This is a genomic window from Geodermatophilus sp. SYSU D00867 (assembly GCF_054050315.1).
The window spans coordinates 28,431-46,296 of record NZ_JBJGZC010000012.1; the positions used below are offsets into that span (position 1 = coordinate 28,431).

The window sequence follows — 17,866 nt, forward strand, 5'->3', positions numbered from 1 at the left end:
GGGTCACGGGATGTCAGGGGGCACGACGCCGCCGGGGAACGCCGCGGCGCCGTCGGTCGGGCGGGTGGGGTCCGGGTGCAGCGGCCGGCTGGCCGCGCGCAGCGGCACCAGCCCGCGGGTGATCGCCGCGGCGATCCGCGTCCGCGCCCGGTTGGCGTCGCCCACCCGGCCCAGGCGCAGGTCCTCCAGGTACACCGGCGGGCCGACGTGCACCCGCAGCACCGGCCGCTGCACCAGCGAGCGGGCCAGCGTGCGCAGCTTCCCCCAGTCGTTGCCGTACTGCAGCACCTCCTGCGCGCCCCACTGGCTGACCGGGATCACCGGCACCCCGACGCCGAGGGCCAGGCGCGCCATCCCGGTGCGGCCGCGCTCGGGCCACCCGTCGGGCGCCAGCCCCACCCGCCCCTCGGGATAGGCGACGACGTGCCCGCCGTGCACCAGCGCCACCTCGGTGACCCGCACCGCGTGCCGGGCGACCTCGGTGCCGCGCTCCACCCGGATGCCGCCGGCGCGCTCCAGCAGCGGCCCCACGACCGGCGCGGAGATGATCCCGCCGGTGGCCATGATCCGCGGCACCACGCCCAGCCGGTGCAGCGCGACGGCGATCACGAACGGGTCGAAGTCGCCGACGTGGTTGGCCGCCAGCAGCAGCGGCCCGCGGCGCAGCTCCTCGGGGATGCACCCGGTGACCTCCACCCGGCCGAACAGGTCGACCAGCCAGGAGAACCGGCGCAGCAGGAGCAGCCACACGTCCCACGGCGGCGCGGCGGCGATGGCCAGCTCACGGGCGAACCACTCGGGGTCGCCGTCGTGCAGGACGGCCTCCAGGTGGTCGGGCAGCGGCGGCGGGGTCGGCCGCCACTCCCTCACCCCCGTGGCCAGCCGCTCGAGCCACCCGCTCACCGGCCCACCCACTGGCCGCGCGCCTCGAGGATCTCCTTCAGCATGGCCGGGCGGTCGGTCATGATCCCGTCCACGCCGAGCTCGAGCATCGCCGTCGCTTCCTCCGCGGTGTCCACGGTCCACACGTGGACCTGCAGGCCGCGGGCGTGCGCGGCGGCGAGGAACCGCTCGTCGACCAGCGCCCGGCCGCCGAGCTGCAGCGGCACCTGGGCGCAGCCGGCCTGCACGCGCACCAGCCCGGCCGCGCGGGGGGAGTAGGAGGACAGCCGCAGCGCCGCCACGCCCCGCGGACCCAGCGACGTGCACACGCTCGGGCCCAGCAGGCGCCGGGCGGCCGCGACGCGCGCGTCGGAGAACGAGGCCAGGCAGACCCGGTCGAGGACGTCCATCCGGCGCAGCACGCGCACCAGCGGCGCGAGCACGCCGGCGGCCTTGATGTCGAGGTTGAACCGGACGTCGGGCCAGGCGCCGAGCAGCTCCTCCAGCCGCAGGATCGGCTCCCGGCCGCCGATGCGGGCGGCGGCGACCTCCGACCACGGCAGCTGCTCGATGCGGCCGGTGCGGTCGGTGACCCGGTCCAGCGCCGGGTCGTGGAAGACGACGACCACGCCGTCGGCGGTCACCCGCACGTCGGTCTCGATGTACCGGTAGCCCATCTTCACGCAGGCCTCGAAGGCCGGCATGGAGTTCTCCAGGTGCTCGATCGCCCCGCCGCGGTGCGCCATCGCCAACGGCGCCGGCGCGTCGAGGAAGGCGAACCGGGCAGGAGGCACGGGCGACACGCTAACCGGCGGCTCCGACGCGCTCACCAGCCCCTTCTCCCGGCGGGTCGGGCGTGTCCGCCGGGACTGTCGGTGGCGGCGTCTAGCGTGCCCGGCGTGGGCAAGCAGCACGCCGACCGCGTGGTCGGGACGGACGGGACGGCAGGGAAGGCGGACACGACGACGGGACGGCAGGGGAGCGGGGCTGAACGGCGCTGCGGGTGGTGCCGGCGGGTGCTGCCCCAGGGTGGCTCGGTCGGCCGCCCGCGGATGTACTGCGGCCAGGGCTGCCGGCAGCGCGCGTACGAGCAGCGCACGGCGGTCGCCAAGGCCGGCCTCTCCGACGACGTCGTCCTCGTGCGCCGCGCCGAGCTCGACGGGCTGCAGGACCGCCTGTTCCAGCTGCGCTGCGCGCTCGAGGACGTCCAGACGCTGCTCGGCGAGCGGCACACCAAGGCCGAGCTCGAGCGGTCCCTGGCCGACCTGGTGCACTCGACGGGCCGGCTCGACAAGCTCTGGGTCTCCGAGCGCGCCGCGGGCTGATCCCGCCGCCCGGGCCGGCCCGTCAGCGGCGGGTCAGTCCGGGTCCTGGGTGTCGTCGTCCTGGTCCTCGGGCGCGTCCTGGTCCGGGTTGCTGTTGTCCGGCAGGTTGTCCTGCGACTCGCCGGACGGGTCGTTGCCGCTGGTGTTCTCGCTGTCGTCGGTGGTGCCGTCGTTCTGGTCCTGCCCGGCCGCGTTGCAGGCGGTGAGCGTCGCGCCGCCTCCGAACAGCGCCAGCGCGGTCATGAGTGCGGCGATCGGGCGTCGGAGTTCCATGTCCTCGACCCTAAGCAGGCACCTGGCCGGGCGCCCGTCGAAGCGCCGACACCACCGGCATAACGTCACAGTGACGGAATGACGGAGGTGTCGGTGGGTGGGGAGGGAGGGGGCGCCGGCCGGATCGGGGCCCCGGATCGGCGGTCGACCGGGACCCGGAGGGTCGGCGGGCCGCGTCGGGGACCCGGCCGGACCGGACCGAGGCGGTCGGGTGGTCGACGGTCGGGTGGTCGGCAGGTGAGCGAGCGGCGTCGGGTGCGGCACAGTGGCGCCGGGTCGGGACACGCGGACCGAGGGGAACGCCCAGGTGTGGCCGGCGCGGCGTCGTGGGAACCGGCGACCCGACGCGGCGGCACGAGCCACCCGTCGGCGCACGGGACGACCCGTCGTCAGCGGGCAGGCCCGACAGCCGGATCGAGGCCCGGCCGGCCGTCCGGGCACCCCCTCTCCGGCGCTCCGAACCACCGCCGATAATGCACATTATGTCAACCACCGTGGCGAGGGCCCGCTCCCCACGCCCCTGATCAGGTCGCCGGGCCCAGCCGCACCCGCGGGTCGACCGCCGCCGCGGCGACGTCGGCGACCGCGTTCGCCACGATGACCGCGGCGATGACGACCGTGGTGAGCCCGACCAGCAGCGCCCGGTCGTGCGCCTCGATCGCGCCCAGGATCGCCGCCCCGACCCCGGGCATGCCGAAGACGCCCTCGACGACGATCAGCCCCACGAACAGCTGACCCAGGTTCGCGGCCACGAACGTCACCACCGGCGTCAGCGCCGGCCGCAGCGCGTGCACGCCGACGACCCGGGACGGCGACAGCCCGCGGCCGCGCGCGGCCTGGACGAACGGCGCCCGCAGGGTGTCCCCGACCTCAGCCCGGGTGATGAGGGCGACGTAGCCGGTCGACAGCGCCGCCAGGGCGAGCACGGGCAGGATGTAGGCCGCCGGCTCCCCCGTGCGCCCGTGGAACGGCGCCCAGCCGAGCTCGGAGACGAAGACGAAGTGCAGCAGGTACGCCGCCACGACGACCGGCGTGCCCACCAGCACCGTGGCCGCCGCGGCGACGCCCGCGCCCGCCCACCGCCCGCTCGTGGCCAGCGCGCCGGCGACGACGCCCACCACGAGCTGGACGACGACCGCGCCGGCGAGCAGGGTCGCACTCACCGGCGCGGTCGCGGCGACGACGTCGAGGACGGCCGGCCCGGGCACCACGGCGTCGCCCCGGAGAGCGGGCAGCCCGCGGCCCCAGTCGCCGGTCAGCAGGTCGCGCAGGTAGAGGCCGTACTGGACCGGCAGGGGCTCGTCGAGGCGGTACTCGCTGCGGATGCGGGCGTAGAGGGCGGGGGGCGGCGGCTGGAAGCCGAACAGCGCCCGCACCGGGTCCCCGGGCAGTTGCGTCACGGCGACGAACACCAGGGTCACCGCCGCCCACAGGCTGAGCAGCATCTGCCCGGACCGGCGGGCGGCGAACGCGACCACGGGCGACATCGTGGCAGGACGGTGATCATCCCGGTCGACGCCGTGGCACCCGCTCGGTCAGACTCCGCCGGTGCCGTCCTCGTCCCCCGACCCCCCGGAGGTCCGTCCGGCGGCGGGGCGCTGGAACGCACCGCTGGTCGTCGCCGTCGCCGTGCTGGGGCTGCTCGCCGCGACGGCGCTGGCGCCCGGCGCCTTCACCGACGCCGACCCCCGCTCCTGCGACCTGGCCGACTCCCTGGTCGCGCCGTCCTGGGACCACCCCTTCGGGTTCGACCTGTTCGGCTGCGACCTGCTCGCCAAGACGATGTACGGCGCGCGGACGTCGCTGCTGCTGGCCGTCGCCGTCATCGTGCTCAGCGGCCTGCTCGCCGTCGTGCTGGGGACGCTGGCCGGCGCGGCCGGCGGCTGGGTCGACGGCGTCGTCTCCCGGCTCACCGACGTCTGGTCGGGCATCCCGCTCGTGCTCGGCGGCGTCGTCCTGCTCAGCGCGACCGACCGGCGCGGGGTGTGGCAGGTCGTCGCGGTGCTCACGGTGTTCAGCTGGCCGCCGATGGTGCGCGTCGTGCGGGCCGGCACCCGGCAGGTCCTGGCGCTCGAGTACGTCACCGCGGCGCGCGCCCTGGGCACCGGGCCGCTGCGGCTGGTCCTCCGGCACGTGCTGCCCGACGCCGTCCGCCCGCTGCTGGTGTTCGCCAGCGCCTACGCGGGCGTCCTCGTCTCCGCCGAGGCGGTGCTGACCTTCGCCGGCGTCGGGCTGCAGCGGCCCACCGAGTCCTGGGGCATCCTGCTGCAGCAGGGCGGCGAGGCGGCGTCCCGGGCGCCGCACGCCCTCGTCGCGCCGAGCCTCGTGCTCGTCGTCGCGGTGGCCGCCTTCGTCCTCCTCGGCGAGGGCCTGCGCGCGGCCGGCCGGACCGCCCGCGAGCACTGAGCCCGCTCCCCCGGTCGGCTCCCGGCCCCCGTACCGGGCACCGGGTGCGGCCCCCGGAGTGCCGCACCGCCCTCCCCCGTTGCCGCGGGAAGCCCGAGGACCCCTACAGCGACAGGACCCTGCCCTGCAACTGTTCTCCGGTCTTCCTGTGAACGATATCGTTTTTTGTTGGGGATAACGGACAACGGTGCCTCTCCGCCATCGGCCTCCCGGAGTGCGCCTCGGCCCGGGGCCGCGCGAGCGTCCGCCGGCGCCTGCGAGGCCGCGCCGCCGGTGCCCTGCCCGGGCAGGACACCGGCGGCGGACAGTCTCACCCGGCCACGACCCCGGGGCCGCGAACCCCGACGGCGTGTCGGCCGCCCCCGCGAGGGCTCCCCGGTCCGCACATGACGGCCGGCGGTCACGGCCCTCGCAAGGGCACTCCCTCCGCCCCTGTCCCCGGACCCTTTACCTCGTTGTTCTCTTGTGTTTCGTCTTCCTTCTTGACAAGTAGTTCGGGATAACGGGTCGACAGCCACCGGTCACGGTCCGGTGACGGCACCCGGCGGTTCCGTTGACGCCTGCAACAGTCCGCCACTACGTTCCGCGCCGGTGTGCTCCGCGCCACACCGGCGGCCCGACCGGGCCGTCTCCTCCCCGTGCTCGGCGCTGCGCCGGGAAGGGACCGCACGTGACCGCTACCGACGTCCGACCGAGCGAGACGCCCACACCGCCCCGCGGTGGGGGCCTGCGCCGGCTGTGGGACCGCAAGCTCGACCGCTACCCCGACACCGGCCCCCGGTCGCTGTACCTGGGGATCACCGTGCTGGCCACGGTGGTCCTGTACTACGAGCTCTACGTCGGCGGTGCCGTCGCGACGCAGATCATCGCCGAGCTCGGCTACTCGTTCACCGGCTACGTCTTCGTCTCCGTCATCGGCAACCTGGTCGGCGCCTTCGCCTCGCTGTTCGCCGGGCTCGCCGACCGCTGGGGCCGCGCCAACCTCGTCGTCGGCGGCCTGCTGATCACCGGCCTGATCCTGCTGGTGGGCCTGCCGCACGCGCCGGGCAAGACGGCCTTCACCGTGCTGTTCGCGGTGCTGAGCTTCGTCGAGGGCGTCGTGCTGGTGGCCACCCCCGCGCTGATCCGCGACTTCTCCCCGCAGGTCGGCCGCGGGGTCGCCATGGGCTTCTGGACCCTCGGCCCGGTGCTGGGCAGCCTCGTGGTCACCACGGTGTCCAGCAACACCCTCGACGACCACCCCGACTGGCGCTGGCAGTTCTACGTCTGCGGCGTCGCCGGCCTGGTCGTCTTCCTCGTCGCGCTGGTCGGGCTGCGTGAGCTCTCCCCCGCCCTGCGCGACCAGCTCATGGTCAGCATGCGCGACCGCGCGCTGGTCGAGGCTCGGGCCCGCGGCCTGGACACCGAGCAGGCGCTCAAGGGCCACTGGCGGCAGGTGCTGCGCTTCGACGTCGTCGGGTCGGCCTTCGCCATCAGCATCTTCCTGCTGCTCTACTACATCCTCGTCGGCTTCGCGGTCGTCTACTTCGCCACCGTGTTCGGCTACTCCGAGCAGCGCGCCAACGCCCTGGCCAACTGGTACTGGGTGACCAACGCGATCGCGCTGGTGGTCACCGGCGTGCTCACCGACCGGTTCCGGGTGCGCAAGCCGTTCATGGTCGTCGGGACGCTCGTCGGCCTGGTGGGCTCGGTGCTGTTCGCGCTGTCGGCCACGGAGCCGGAGACCGGCTACTACACGATCGCGGTCTACTTCATCCTGTCGGCGGCCGGCGGCGGCATGGCCTACGTCGCCTGGATGGCCTCGTTCACCGAGACCGTCGAGCGGCACAACCCGGCCGCGACGGCGACCGGCCTGGCCATCTGGGGCTGGCTGCTGCGGATCGTGGTGACGGCGTCGCTGGCGGTCTTCACCCTCGTCGTGCCGGCCACCTCGGTGCTGGTCGACCAGGGGTCGCGGGTCACCGAGATCGTCGAGGCGCACCCGCAGGAGGTCGCCGTCCTGTCGGCCGTCCCGCCGGAGGCGTCCGAGGCGCTGGCCGCGGACCCCACCGACGTCGACGCGCTGGCCACCGCCCTCGGCGCCGTGGCCACCCAGCAGGGCGCCGGCGCCGACGAGGCCGCCGCGGTCTCCGAGGCGGTGCGGAACCGGGCGCCGCAACTGGCCGCCGCCCAGGCGGTCGACCCGGCCACGCTGGCCGCGCTGCAGGAGGACCCGGCCGACGCCGCGGCCGGTGCGGCCGCCGTCGGGCAGATCGCGCAGGCCCTCGGCGTCGACGCCGGCACCGCCACCCAGCTGCTGGTCGGCCTCGGCGACCCGGCGGTGCAGGCCGACCTCGCGCTCGTGCAGCGCTACGCGACGGTGCTCACCGACGCCAACTCCGCGATCCCGGCCGACGACCTCGCCTACCTCGCGGCCCACGGCGACGAGGTCGCCACTGCCGCCGAGGAGAACCCGCACCAGTGGCAGCGCTGGTGGTGGGTGTGCGTCGCCGGGCAGGTGCTCTTCCTGCCGTTCGTCTTCGTGATGGCCGGCCGGTGGAGCCCGCGCCGGGCACGCCAGGACGAGCAGGCGCACGAGGAGATGGTGGCCCGGGAGCTGGCGGCCCTGCAGCGCACGGACGCTTGAGCACTGCCGCACGGCGGGGGGGGGGGGGGGGGGGGGGGGGGGGGGGCGGGGCGGCGGGGGGGGGGGGGGCGGGGCCGCCCCCCCCCCCCCCCCCCCCCCCCCGCCCCCCCCCCCCCCCACCCCCCCCCCCCCCCCCCCCCCCCCCCCCCCCCCCCCCCCCCCCCCCCCCCCCCCGTCCCGCCCTCAGCGGGAGGCGGCCGCCACCCGCACGCCTAGACCCACGAGCACCGCGCCGGAGGTGGCGTCCAGCCCACGGCGCACCCGGGGACGCCGGAACCAGCTGCCGGCCCGGCCGACGCCGGCCGCCAGCCCCAGGTACAGCGCCGTCTCGACGGTGACCTGCAGCAACCCCAGCAGCGCGGCGGTCACCAGCGGGGAGCTGCCGGCCGGGACGAACTGCGGGTAGAAGGCGATCATGAAGACGGCCAGCTTCGGGTTGGCCAGCTGCACCAGCAGCCCCTCGGCGAAGGCGCCACCCCAGCGCCGGCGCACCGGCCCCGCCGCGGCGCCGGGCTCCTCCACGGGACCGGCGCGCAGCGCCCGCCACAGCGCCCGGCCGCCCAGCCACAGCAGCACCGCCGCCCCGACGGCCCGCAGGACGAGGAAGCCGGCCTCGGACGCGGCGACCGCGGCCGCGACCCCTGCGCCGGCCAGCAGCGCCCAGACGAACAGCCCGGCCTCGAGCCCCAGCACCGTCGGCACCGCGGCGGCGCTCCCCCGCAGGGCCGCCCGGCGCACGACGAGCGCGACGGCCGGTCCCGGGGTCGCGGCGATCAGCAGCACCGCACCCAGGAAGGCGGGCAGCGCGAGCAGCAGCGCCGGGACGTCCACCCGGCCAGCGTGGCAGGGGCCCCTCCCGGCGTCGCTGGTTTTTCCCCGTCCGGTCGTGCCCAGCCGTCTGAGATGCGGGTAGTTGGGGATAACGGGCAACTGGAGGACGGCGCGGGCCTCCGGCCGCTCAGCGCCGGCGGTCGCGCCAGAGCCGGCCGTGCAGCCACCACTCGAGCCGGCGGGTGATCCACGGCAGCAGCAGGTAGGTCATCACCGCGGTGAGCGCCAGCGTCACGACCAGCACCCGCAGCGCCACGGGCACGTCGGCCAGCAGCGCCCCGAGGGTCACCGTGGCCAGCAGGTTGAGCGGGTAGAAGACCAGCCAGATCGTCGTCGCCTGCTTCCACCGCGGCGGCGCCGGCGGCCCGGCAGGAGTGGCGACCTCCGTGCTGACCGGCTGGTCGAACCAGCCCTCGATACCGGTGCGGCGCTCGGTGCGGGTCACCTCGGCCAGCCCCTCCGCCGAGCGCAGCCACCAGGCGCGCTCCGCCGAGGCCTCCCAGGCGTCGAGCGCCTCCTGGTCGGCGAAGCGGCAGAGCATGTACCACTCGTCCGAGCCGCCGCGCGGTCGCACCCACCCGGCGCCGAGGAAGCCCGGGAAGGACTCGGCCATCGTCATGCCGGCCCGGATCCACGCCGTCATCTCCCGGGTGTGCGACGGATCGGCCCGGCGGGTGAAGGAGACGGTGACCGGGAGGCGTGCGGCGGCGACCGGGAGCGACGTCGTCATACCGCCAGGATCGGCGGCCACCGGCGGGCCGCGCAGGCCGTCCGGGCGTGATCTGTCCCGCCCTCGCCGCTCCCCTCCCCCGGCCGGACCACCACCTGGTGCGCCGATTAGTTGGGGATAACGGACGACACGGCGGTTCGGCGGCCTCCCGGGTCCTGCCGGCCGCGTGCGGTTGACTCGCCGGGATGGACGCCGTCGACCGCCTGTGGACCCGCGTGACGGCCGAGGCGCCCCTGCCGCCCACGGTCCTGGCCGGGGCCGCCGCCGTCGCGCTGCTCGTCGTGGCCGCCCCCGCGCTGTGGCGGCCGGCGCGGACCGTCGTCACCATCGCCCACGAGGGCGCGCACGGCCTGGCCGCGCTGGCCACCGGCCGCCGGCTGGCCGGCATCCGGCTGCACTCGGACACCTCGGGGCTCACCGTGTCCCGGGGGCGGCCCACCGGCGCGGGGATGGTGCTCACCTGCGCGGCCGGCTACGTCGGGCCGGGGCTGTTCGGGCTGGGCGCCGCCGCGCTGCTCGCGGCCGGGCACGCCGTCGGGGTGCTGTGGGCGCTGCTGGCCCTGCTCGCGCTCCTGCTGCTGCAGATCCGCAACCTCTACGGCCTGTGGGCGGTGCTGGTCACCGGCGCGGGCCTGGCCGCCGTCACCGCGTGGCTGCCACCGGCCGGGCAGGCCGCCGTCGCCGCCGCGGTCACCTGGTTCCTGCTGCTGGCCGCGCCGCGCACCGTGCTCGAGCTGCAGGGCGCGCGCCGGCGGCGGGCCGCGCCGGACTCCGACGCCGACCAGCTGGCCCGCCTCACCCGGCTGCCCGCGCTGCTGTGGGTGGGCGTGTTCCTGCTGGTCGACCTGGCCGCGCTCGGCCTCGCCGTCCGGTGGCTGCTCCTCTAGCGCCCCTGGGAGGAGTACGGGCTGCGCCGCCGCGGCTCGGCGCCGTGCGGCTGGACGACCTTCCCGGTGTCGGGCGCCGGCGGGACGTCGACCACCAGGTCCTCGTGGTCGACGGTCACCCGGCGGCCGTGGTGGTGCACGTCGAGCGGGTCGCCGTCGAGCAGCCGGTAGGTGGCCTGCTCCTTGGTCACGGTGACCTGCAGGACGCGGCCCTGGTAGGCCAGCCGGAAGCGCAGCCGGGTGATCCGCTCGGGCAGCCGCGGCGCGAACAGCAGGTGCCCGTCGTGGTCGCGCATGCCGCCGAACCCGGCGACGGCGACCGTCCACCCGCCGGCCATCGAGGCGATGTGCAGGCCGTGCCCGGAGTTGCCGTGCAGGTTCTGCAGGTCGGTGAGCGCGGCCTCCGCCCAGTAGTCGTAGGCCAGCTCCAGGTGCCCGGTCTCGGCGGCCACCACCGCCTGCTGCGCGGCCGACAGCGAGGAGTCCCGCACCGTGCGGGCCTCGTAGTAGGCGAAGTCGGCGACCTTCTCCTCGAAGGTGAACGCGTCCCCGCGCAGGTGCAGGGCCATCACCAGGTCGGCCTGCTTGACCACCTGCTTGCGGTAGATGTCGAAGTACGGGTAGTGCAGCAGCAGCGGGTAGCACTGCGGCGGCGTGTTCGCGAAGTCCCACTCCTCGTGGTGGGTGAAGGCGTCGGACTGCATGTGCACGCCCAGCCGGGTGTCGTAGGGCACGGCCATCAGCCGCGCGGCCCGCCGCCAGGTCTCCACCTCGTCCTCGGTGACCTCCAGCCGGCCGGCGACGTCGGGCTGCCGGTCGACCGCCGCGGCCGCCTCGCGCAGGTTCCGCTGCGCCATGAGGTTCGTGTAGACGTTGTTGTCCACCACGGCGGTGTACTCGTCGGGCCCGGTGACGCCGTCGATGCGGAAGCCGTGCTCCTCGTCGAAGTGGCCGAGCGACGCCCACAGCCGGGCGGTCTCGATCAGCAGCTCCGCGCCGAAGTCGCGGTCGAACTCCTCGTCCCCGGTGGCGTGCAGGTACCGGACGACGGCGTCGGCGATGTCGGCGTTGATGTGGAAGGCCGCCGTCCCGGCCGGCCAGTACCCGGAGGTCTCCTCGCCGCGGATCGTCCGCCACGGGAAGGCCGCGCCGTGCAGGCCCAGCACGCGGGCCCGCGCCCGGGCCTTGTCCAGGGTCGAGTACCGCCAGTGCAGCGCGTCGCGGGCGGCGTGCGGGGCGATGTAGGTGAGCACCGGCAGCACGTAGGTCTCGGTGTCCCAGAAGGTGTGCCCGTCGTAGCCGGGGCCGGTCAGCCCCTTGGCCGGGATGGGCTGCCGCTCGGCGCGCAGGCCCGCCTGCAGCAGGTGGAAGACACCGACCCGGACGGCCTGCTGCAGCTCGTCGTCGCCCTCGACCTCGACGTCGGCCCCCGCCCAGAACTCGTCGAGGACCTGCCGCTGCTCGTCGGCCAGCCGGGCGAAGCCGGCCAGCTTGGCCGTGGCCAGCGCGCCCTCCACCTGGTCGCGCAGCGCCGCCGCGGACCGCCGCGAGGACCAGCCGTAGGCGAGGTACTTGACCAGCTTCACGCCCGACCCGCGGCCGGGCAGCCGCGCGGCCAGCGTGTAGCGGGCCAGGTCCTCGCCGGCCTCCATGTCCTCGGTGGCGGTGTCGGGCACGTCGACGACGTGGTCCATCCCCGCGGCCATCCGCAGCCTGCTGCGCCGGGTGGCGTGCACCATGACCGCGCGCTGCCCCCGGGCGACGCTGAGCTCGTTGACCAGCGGCCGGCGCAGCGCCGCCGCGGCGCGCGGGTCGTCGCCCTCGCTGCCGCTGTCGACCGGCTCGTTGGCCAGCAGGTCCGACTGCAGCGCGATGTAGAGGTCGCCCCGGTCGTCGGTGCACTCGACCTGGTACTCGATCGCGGCGATCGAGCGGCGGCGCAGCGAGACCAGCCGGGTGCTGGTCACCCGCACCGTGCGGCCGTTGGGCGAGCGCCACTCGGTGACCCGGCGCAGCACGCCGCGGCGCAGGTCCAGGCTCCGGCGGTGCTCGACGATCTCGCCGTAGTCCAGGTCCAGCGGGGTGTCGCCCACCAGCAGCCGGACCAGCTTGCCGTCGGTCACGTTGACGACGGTCTGCCCCTGCTCGGGGAAGCCGTAGCCGGCCTCGGCGTAGGGCAGCGGCCGCTCCTCGAAGAAGCCGTTGAGGTAGGTGCCGGGGACGACGACCGGCTCGCCCTCCTCGAACGAGCCGCGCAGCCCGATGTGCCCGTTGGCGAGCGCGAACACCGACTCGTGCACGCCCAGCGACGAGTGGTCCAGGCCGATCTCGGTCAGCGACCACGGCTCGACCGGGAAGGTCGCTCTCCCCTCGGTCACGTGCGGTCCTCCAGCAGCTGGTCGAGGTCGGTCACGACGACGTCGGCGCCGTTCTCCTTGAGCCCGTCGGCCTGCCCGACCCGGTCGACGCCGACGACGAAGCCGAAGTGCCCCGCCCGCCCGGCCGCGACGCCGGCCAGCGCGTCCTCGAACACCGCGGCGGCCGACGGTTCGACGCCCAGCGCGCGGGCGCCGGCCAGGAACGTGTCGGGGGCGGGCTTGCCGCGCAGCCCCTCCCGCGCGGTCACCACGCCGTCGACGCGGGCGTCTATGAGGTCGGCGAAGCCGCCGGCGGCGATGACCTGCTCGCCGTTGGCCGAGGCGGTGACCACCGCGGTGCGCAGGCCCGCCTCCTTGGCCGCGCGCAGGTAGGCGATCGACCCGGGGTAGACCTCGACGCCGTGCTCCTCGAGCTCGGCGAGCAGCAGCTCGTTCTTGCGCCGGCCGATGCCGTGCACCGTCGGCGCGTCCGGCGGGTCCTGCGGGGAGCCCTCGGGCAGCGTGACGCCGCGGCTGGCGAGGAAGTCGCGGACGCCGTCGGCGCGCGGCTTGCCGTCGACGTAGCGGTTGTAGTCGAGCTGGGTGAACTCCGGCGCCTGCGGCTCCCGTGCGCGGAGGAACTCGTCGAAGGTCCGCTTCCAGGCGGCCATGTGCACGGTGGCGGTGCGGGTGAGCACGCCGTCCATGTCGAAGAGGCAGGCACGGATGCCGTCGGGGAGTCCGAGCACGCTGCGGACGCTACCCAGGCCGGTCCCCGGCGACCCGTCGAGATCACGCGGGGGCCCGTCCCGTCCGGGGCGCGCGGCGCGGACCCGCTGCCTAGGGTCGGCGCCGGGACGGCAGCGGCCGCCCCGTCCGCCCGACGAGAGGACCCCGATGGCCGACCGGCCCCAACCCCCGAGCCCCTACGACTTCCTGCCGCCCGTCCCGTCGTTCACCGTCACCAGCACCGACGTCACCGACGGCGAGGTGCTGCCGATGCCGCACGTCAGCGGCGTCATGGGCGCCGGCGGCGAGGACCACTCCCCGCAGCTGTCCTGGTCCGGCTTCCCCGAGGAGACCAAGGGGTTCGCGGTCACCGTCTACGACCCCGACGCGCCCACCGCCTCCGGCTTCTGGCACTGGGTCGTCACCGGCATCCCCGCCGACGTCACCGAGCTGCCCGCCGGGGCCGGCAGCCGGGACGGCGCGCAGCTGCCGGCGGGCGCCCGGCAGCTGCGCAACGACGCCGGCTTCCGCGGCTACGTCGGCGCCGCTCCCCCGGCCGGTCACGGCCCGCACCGCTACTTCACCGTGGTGCACGCCCTCGACGTCGAGGACATGGGCGTGCCCGACGACGCCAGCCCCGCCTTCCACGGCTTCAACCTCTTCGGCCACACGCTGGCGCGCGCCGTGCTGGTGCCCGTCTACGTCCAGGACTGACCGGTCCGGGACCGGCCGGCCGCCCGCGGGGGCGTCCGGGACCCGGGGGATCTCGGCCGGCCGGAGTCGCCCCGGGCGCCCCGCGGCGGCTCAGGCCGGCGGGCGGGCGGCGACGCCGGTCGAGCCGAGCCAGGCGAAGCCCACCCGCTCGTACACCCGGGCGACGTCGTCGTCCCCGGCGGTGAGGAACACCAGCTCCGCGGTCTCCCGGGCCTGGGCGACCAGCGCCGAGGCCAGCGCCGCGCCCACCCCGCGGCCGCGGCGGCGCGGTGAGCTGGCCACGCCGACCACCTCGCTGATCTCGGCGCCGTCGACGTCGACCGGCTGGTGCGCGCCCACGGCGACCGGCTCGCCGTCCTCGACGGCGACCATCACCACGGTGCGCCCGGTGGCCACCCGCTCGCGCAGGACGGCGGTGCGCGCCTCGTCCGGCGGGCCGGGGTCGTCCAGCAGCCCCGCGCCGCCCTTCACGTGGGGGGCGAAGCCGCTCTCCAGCAGGTGCTGGTAGTGCGGCAGCCGCGGGTCCTCGCCGCCGACCAGGTACAGCCGCACCCCGTGCGGGAGCAGCAGCTCGACCGGCTCGTCGGCGACCAGCAGCGGGAACTCGGTGACCAGCAGCCCGGCCTCGCGGGCGGCGGCGCCCAGCGTCGGCGTCCGCTCGACCACCCACTCGACGGCGGCCGGCAGCCCCGCCTCCTCCTGCAGCGCGACCGCGGCGCGGACGTCGTCCCCGGTGACCTCGCGGGTGCCCGGGCGCGGGCGGGCCGGGAACGGCCAGGCGGGCGGGCCGATCGGGACCTCGAGCGGGCCGGCGGCGACCGGCGGGGCGTCGGGCAGGGACGCGGCGACGGCGTACTGCTCGACGCGGTCGAGCAGTACGGGACGCGTCGGCACACCGGCACCCTAGACGCGGACACCCGGGACGGCGCTGCCCGAGGCCGCCCGGGGCCCGTCCCCCACCCCGGCGGGTGACCCGGCGGCGAGGGGCCGCGCACCCGGGCGGCACGATGGACCCGTGACGGCCGGGACCCGCCCCTCGATCTCGCCCTACGCGGCGTTCGACCGCGACACGTGGCGGTCGCTGGCCGCCACCCGCACCCTGCCCCTGGACGAGGCCGACCTGCGCGCGCTGCGCAGCCTGGGCGACCGCATCGACCTCGACGAGGTCGCCACCGTCTACCTGCCCCTGGCCGAGCTGCTCAACCTGCACGTCACCGCCAGCCAGCGGCTGTGGGCGGCGCGCAACCGGTTCCTCGGCGACACCACCGCCAAGGTCCCCTACGTCATCGCGGTCGCCGGCAGCGTCGCCGTCGGCAAGAGCACCACCGCCCGGCTGCTGCAGACCCTGCTGGCCGCCGCCCCCGGCTCCCCACGGGTCGACCTGGTCACCACCGACGGCTTCCTGTGGCCCAACTCCGTCCTCGAGGCCCGCGGCCTCATGGCCCGCAAGGGCTTCCCCGAGAGCTACGACCGGCGCGCGCTCATCCGCTTCCTCGCCGACGTGAAGTCCGGCCGCGGCGAGGTCAGCGCGCCGGTCTACTCCCACCAGTCCTACGACGTGCTGCCCGGCCGGCGGCAGGTGGTCGACCGGCCCGACGTCCTCGTGCTCGAGGGGCTCAACGTGCTGCAGGCCGGCCGCCGCGACGACGGCCGGGTGCCGGAGGTGTTCCTCTCGGACTTCTTCGACTTCTCCGTCTACGTCGACGCCGCCGAGGCCGACATCCAGCAGTGGTACGTCGAGCGGTTCCTCGCCCTGCGGCGCACCGCCTTCGCCGACACCTCCGCCTACTTCCACCGCTACGCCGACCTCAGCGACGACGACGCCCGCGCCACCGCGCTGTCGATCTGGGCCGCGGTCAACGGCCCCAACCTGCGGCAGAACATCGCCCCCACCCGCTCGCGCGCCCGGCTGGTGCTGCAGAAGGCGGCCGACCACTCGGTGCGCCGGGTGCTGCTGCGCAAGCTCTGACGCCTCCCCCTCACGGCGTCCGTCCCGAACCGCTCACGTGGTGGCTGAGTTGGGGATAACGGTTGAACGGCCGGCGGGGCGGCGCGCATGGTCCGCCCACCGCCGCGGTTGTCGCCATGGCGAGGACTGACGACCCGATCGGGTCAGGTGGTGAGGTTCGTCACCTGACACCGCCCCCGGGTCGGCGCACACTCGGAGGCGTCCGGTCACCGGACACTCACCGTCAGTGATGTCGGCGGTCCCGCCGCCGGCCCGATCCGGAGTCCTCCCGATGTGCGTACACCCCACCCCCTGCCCCGACGCCGCCACCGACGCGCGTGACCTCGCGGTCGTCGTGAGCAGCCACCCGGAGCAGGGCTGGAGCCTGCTGTGCAACGGCGTCGTCCTCTTCGACGACGACGGCGAGCTGCTCCCCGACGGCAGCGCCGTCGCCGACCACCACCAGTGGCGGACCGCCGGGCTGGTCCGCGCGTAGCGGGAGCCCCCGGAACGACCGGGCGCCCGTCCCCCTCGCGGGGACGGGCGCCCGGACGTTCGCGGGCTCAGTCGAAGGCCGCCGCCCCGGCGTCGCCGAACAGGCCGGCGAAGGCCGCGGTGTCGGGCGCCGGGTCCCCGGGCCCCGCGGACTGCGCGAGGAGCAGCCCGCGCGACCCGTCGACGGCGACACCGACCAGCTTGGTGACCGTGTCGCCCCACCCCTCGACCGTGACCTGCAGGCCGGCGCTCTCGCCGCCGACCGCGGGCAGGTCCAGGGGCGCGAGCCGCACCGTGGCGTCGAGGCCCCACGGAGCACTGACCGTCACCGACGAGCAGGCGCCCAGCAGCTCGTCGACCGGCAGCGTCAGGCCGGTGAGCTCCGGCGACTCGGCCAGCACCTGGTAGGTGCGCACCTCGTCGCTGCGGGCGACCTGCGCCGCGACCACCGGGTCGGCCGCGTCGTCGGCGGGCTGCGGCAGCGCCTCCAGCACGTCGGCGCACGCCGCGGGCTCCACGCTCACCCCCTCGGGCGGGCCGTCGTGCTCGCCGTCGTCGTCGCGGTCGTGCCAGCCGCCCCAGCCCCGACCCCAGCCCCAGCCGTCGCCGTCGTCGTCGCCGAGCCGGACGACGGACGCGTCCGGGCCGAACGCCTCGGCGGGCAGCAGCCGGTCCCCGAGGTCGCCGGCGGCCGGCGTCTCCCCGGGCGTGCCGGGATCCTCGGCAGGGGTGGGGTCGGGGGCCTCCTCGGTGGCCGCCGCCGGGCTCACGTCCTCGGGCCCGGCCGTCTGCTCCCCGGTCCCCCCGCACGCCGCGAGCAGCGCCGCCCCGCAGGCCAGCACCCCCGCGCACGCCGTCCGCCGCACCCGTCGCGTCCTTCCCGCCATGCGGTGATGGTCCCCCTCGCCGGGGAGCGGCGTCGAGGGGTCGGAACCGGACCGCGCCCCGAGCCGTTGGTCCGCCGTCCGTCACCGTCGCCGGAGGTGCCCCCGTGCCGACCGCCCTGCTCTCCCTCCCCGCCCCCGCCGAGCAGGCCGAGCGGCTGGTCGCCGCCGGCGCCCACGAGCGCGCGGGCCTGTCGGCGACCGAGCTGCGCGCGCTGGCGGCGGGCGTCCCGGACGACGGCCTGCTCGTCCTCGCGCCGTCGCTGCTGCCGGCCGGCGCCCTGGTGGAGCTGGTGTCCTGGCGGGACCGGCCGGTGTTCGTCGTCGTGGACCTGACCGACCTCGACGCCTTCGCCCCGCTGGAGGACGCCGCCCCGCCCGCCGACGTCTACGCCCTCTCCGTCCCCGAGCGCGGCGACGGGTTCCGCAACTGCACGCCGGACGAGTCGCTGCCCCGCATCCGCGCCGCCGGCCGGAGCCCGCTGACGGTGACCGAGGGGCTGACCTGGCTGCTGCAGTGCCCGGACCTGCTGGAGCGCAACGCCTGCACGATGACCGTCGGCTCCCGGCTGCGGCGGGCCGACGGGTCGCTGGACGCCCGCACCCCGGCGCTGTGGATCAGCAACGGCACCGGCCGCGACGGCCCCGAGCGGCGGGGCACGGCGAAGGTCGGCTGGTGCTGGGCGGGCAACCGGCACACCTGGCTGGGCATCGCCTCCGCCGCCGGCCGCACCCCGGTGACGTGAGGGGACGGCCCCGCTGCCGGGTCCCGGGCCGGG

18 protein-coding genes are annotated in these 17,866 nt (G+C 76.1%); 8 read left to right on the forward strand and 10 right to left on the reverse strand.

Annotated elements, in window-relative coordinates; genetic code table 11:
- Window positions 1-3: 3 nt before the first annotated feature.
- Window positions 4-903 carry a lysophospholipid acyltransferase family protein gene (locus ACI8AK_RS12945; RefSeq protein WP_456902995.1) on the reverse strand — a complete coding sequence of 300 codons (900 nt, stop codon included), beginning with the start codon at window positions 901-903 and terminating at the stop codon, window positions 4-6.
- The gene (locus tag ACI8AK_RS12950; protein WP_387988195.1) at window positions 900-1,676 is read right to left on the reverse strand and encodes a glycerophosphodiester phosphodiesterase; all 777 of its coding nucleotides are present in this window, start codon (window positions 1,674-1,676) and stop codon (window positions 900-902) included. Before ACI8AK_RS12950 ends, ACI8AK_RS12945 begins: the two co-directional genes overlap by 4 nt.
- A gap of 105 nt (window positions 1,677-1,781) precedes the next feature.
- Here ACI8AK_RS12950 and ACI8AK_RS12955 point away from each other — a divergent pair, with 105 nt between their 5' ends.
- Complete coding sequence (locus ACI8AK_RS12955; protein ID WP_387988194.1) at window positions 1,782-2,207, forward strand: hypothetical protein; 426 nt, start codon at window positions 1,782-1,784, stop codon at window positions 2,205-2,207.
- A gap of 33 nt (window positions 2,208-2,240) precedes the next feature.
- Here ACI8AK_RS12955 and ACI8AK_RS12960 read toward each other — a convergent pair whose 3' ends face one another.
- Together ACI8AK_RS12960 and ACI8AK_RS12965 are read right to left on the reverse strand one after the other, a co-directional pair.
- Window positions 2,241-2,480, reverse strand: coding sequence for a hypothetical protein (locus tag ACI8AK_RS12960; protein WP_387988193.1), 240 nt, complete (start codon window positions 2,478-2,480; stop codon window positions 2,241-2,243).
- A 524-nt stretch (window positions 2,481-3,004) separates the two neighbouring features.
- The gene (locus ACI8AK_RS12965; protein WP_387988192.1) at window positions 3,005-3,958 is read right to left on the reverse strand and encodes an ABC transporter permease; all 954 of its coding nucleotides are present in this window, start codon (window positions 3,956-3,958) and stop codon (window positions 3,005-3,007) included.
- A 70-nt stretch (window positions 3,959-4,028) separates the two neighbouring features.
- Here ACI8AK_RS12965 and ACI8AK_RS12970 point away from each other — a divergent pair, with 70 nt between their 5' ends.
- Window positions 4,029-4,886, forward strand: coding sequence for an ABC transporter permease (locus ACI8AK_RS12970; protein WP_387988191.1), 858 nt, complete (start codon window positions 4,029-4,031; stop codon window positions 4,884-4,886).
- A gap of 670 nt (window positions 4,887-5,556) precedes the next feature.
- Window positions 5,557-7,512 (forward strand): MFS transporter, encoded by a 1,956-nt coding sequence (locus tag ACI8AK_RS12975; protein ID WP_456956544.1) that lies wholly within the window; start codon window positions 5,557-5,559, stop codon window positions 7,510-7,512.
- A 183-nt stretch (window positions 7,513-7,695) separates the two neighbouring features.
- Here ACI8AK_RS12975 and ACI8AK_RS12980 read toward each other — a convergent pair whose 3' ends face one another.
- The gene (locus tag ACI8AK_RS12980; protein ID WP_456956546.1) at window positions 7,696-8,343 is read right to left on the reverse strand and encodes a LysE family translocator; all 648 of its coding nucleotides are present in this window, start codon (window positions 8,341-8,343) and stop codon (window positions 7,696-7,698) included.
- Window positions 8,344-8,470: 127 nt separating this feature from the next.
- Window positions 8,471-9,073: an antibiotic biosynthesis monooxygenase gene (locus ACI8AK_RS12985; RefSeq protein ID WP_456956548.1), complete on the reverse strand. Its 603-nt coding sequence runs from the start codon at window positions 9,071-9,073 to the stop codon at window positions 8,471-8,473.
- Between the two features lie 185 nt (window positions 9,074-9,258).
- Here ACI8AK_RS12985 and ACI8AK_RS12990 point away from each other — a divergent pair, with 185 nt between their 5' ends.
- Complete coding sequence (locus tag ACI8AK_RS12990; RefSeq protein WP_387988187.1) at window positions 9,259-9,960, forward strand: M50 family metallopeptidase; 702 nt, start codon at window positions 9,259-9,261, stop codon at window positions 9,958-9,960.
- Here ACI8AK_RS12990 and ACI8AK_RS12995 read toward each other — a convergent pair.
- Window positions 9,957-12,338, reverse strand: coding sequence for a glycoside hydrolase family 65 protein (locus ACI8AK_RS12995; RefSeq protein WP_387988186.1), 2,382 nt, complete (start codon window positions 12,336-12,338; stop codon window positions 9,957-9,959). The two genes, ACI8AK_RS12990 and ACI8AK_RS12995, sit on opposite strands and share 4 nt — an antisense overlap.
- Window positions 12,335-13,066: an HAD family hydrolase gene (locus tag ACI8AK_RS13000; RefSeq protein WP_387988185.1), complete on the reverse strand. Its 732-nt coding sequence runs from the start codon at window positions 13,064-13,066 to the stop codon at window positions 12,335-12,337. Before ACI8AK_RS13000 ends, ACI8AK_RS12995 begins: the two co-directional genes overlap by 4 nt.
- Before the next feature lie 148 nt (window positions 13,067-13,214).
- On the opposite strand from ACI8AK_RS13000, the gene ACI8AK_RS13005 reads away from it, so the two are divergent.
- Complete coding sequence (locus ACI8AK_RS13005; protein ID WP_456902464.1) at window positions 13,215-13,760, forward strand: YbhB/YbcL family Raf kinase inhibitor-like protein; 546 nt, start codon at window positions 13,215-13,217, stop codon at window positions 13,758-13,760.
- 90 nt (window positions 13,761-13,850) lie between these two features.
- Here ACI8AK_RS13005 and ACI8AK_RS13010 read toward each other — a convergent pair whose 3' ends face one another.
- Entirely contained in the window at window positions 13,851-14,654 is an 804-nt protein-coding gene (locus tag ACI8AK_RS13010; protein ID WP_456956550.1) for a GNAT family N-acetyltransferase, read from the reverse strand.
- A gap of 121 nt (window positions 14,655-14,775) precedes the next feature.
- Between ACI8AK_RS13010 and coaA the strand changes: the two genes are divergently transcribed.
- Complete coding sequence (coaA, locus tag ACI8AK_RS13015) at window positions 14,776-15,729, forward strand: type I pantothenate kinase (RefSeq protein ID WP_456956552.1); 954 nt, start codon at window positions 14,776-14,778, stop codon at window positions 15,727-15,729.
- A 271-nt stretch (window positions 15,730-16,000) separates the two neighbouring features.
- Window positions 16,001-16,204, forward strand: coding sequence for a DUF5999 family protein (locus tag ACI8AK_RS13020; protein ID WP_387988181.1), 204 nt, complete (start codon window positions 16,001-16,003; stop codon window positions 16,202-16,204).
- Window positions 16,205-16,271: 67 nt separating this feature from the next.
- Here ACI8AK_RS13020 and ACI8AK_RS13025 read toward each other — a convergent pair whose 3' ends face one another.
- Window positions 16,272-17,090 (reverse strand): hypothetical protein, encoded by an 819-nt coding sequence (locus ACI8AK_RS13025; RefSeq protein WP_456956554.1) that lies wholly within the window; start codon window positions 17,088-17,090, stop codon window positions 16,272-16,274.
- Window positions 17,091-17,194: 104 nt separating this feature from the next.
- On the opposite strand from ACI8AK_RS13025, the gene ACI8AK_RS13030 reads away from it, so the two are divergent.
- A complete protein-coding gene (locus ACI8AK_RS13030; RefSeq protein ID WP_456956556.1) occupies window positions 17,195-17,833 on the forward strand; it encodes a DUF5701 family protein in 639 nt (212 codons plus the stop codon).
- Window positions 17,834-17,866 lie beyond the last annotated feature (33 nt).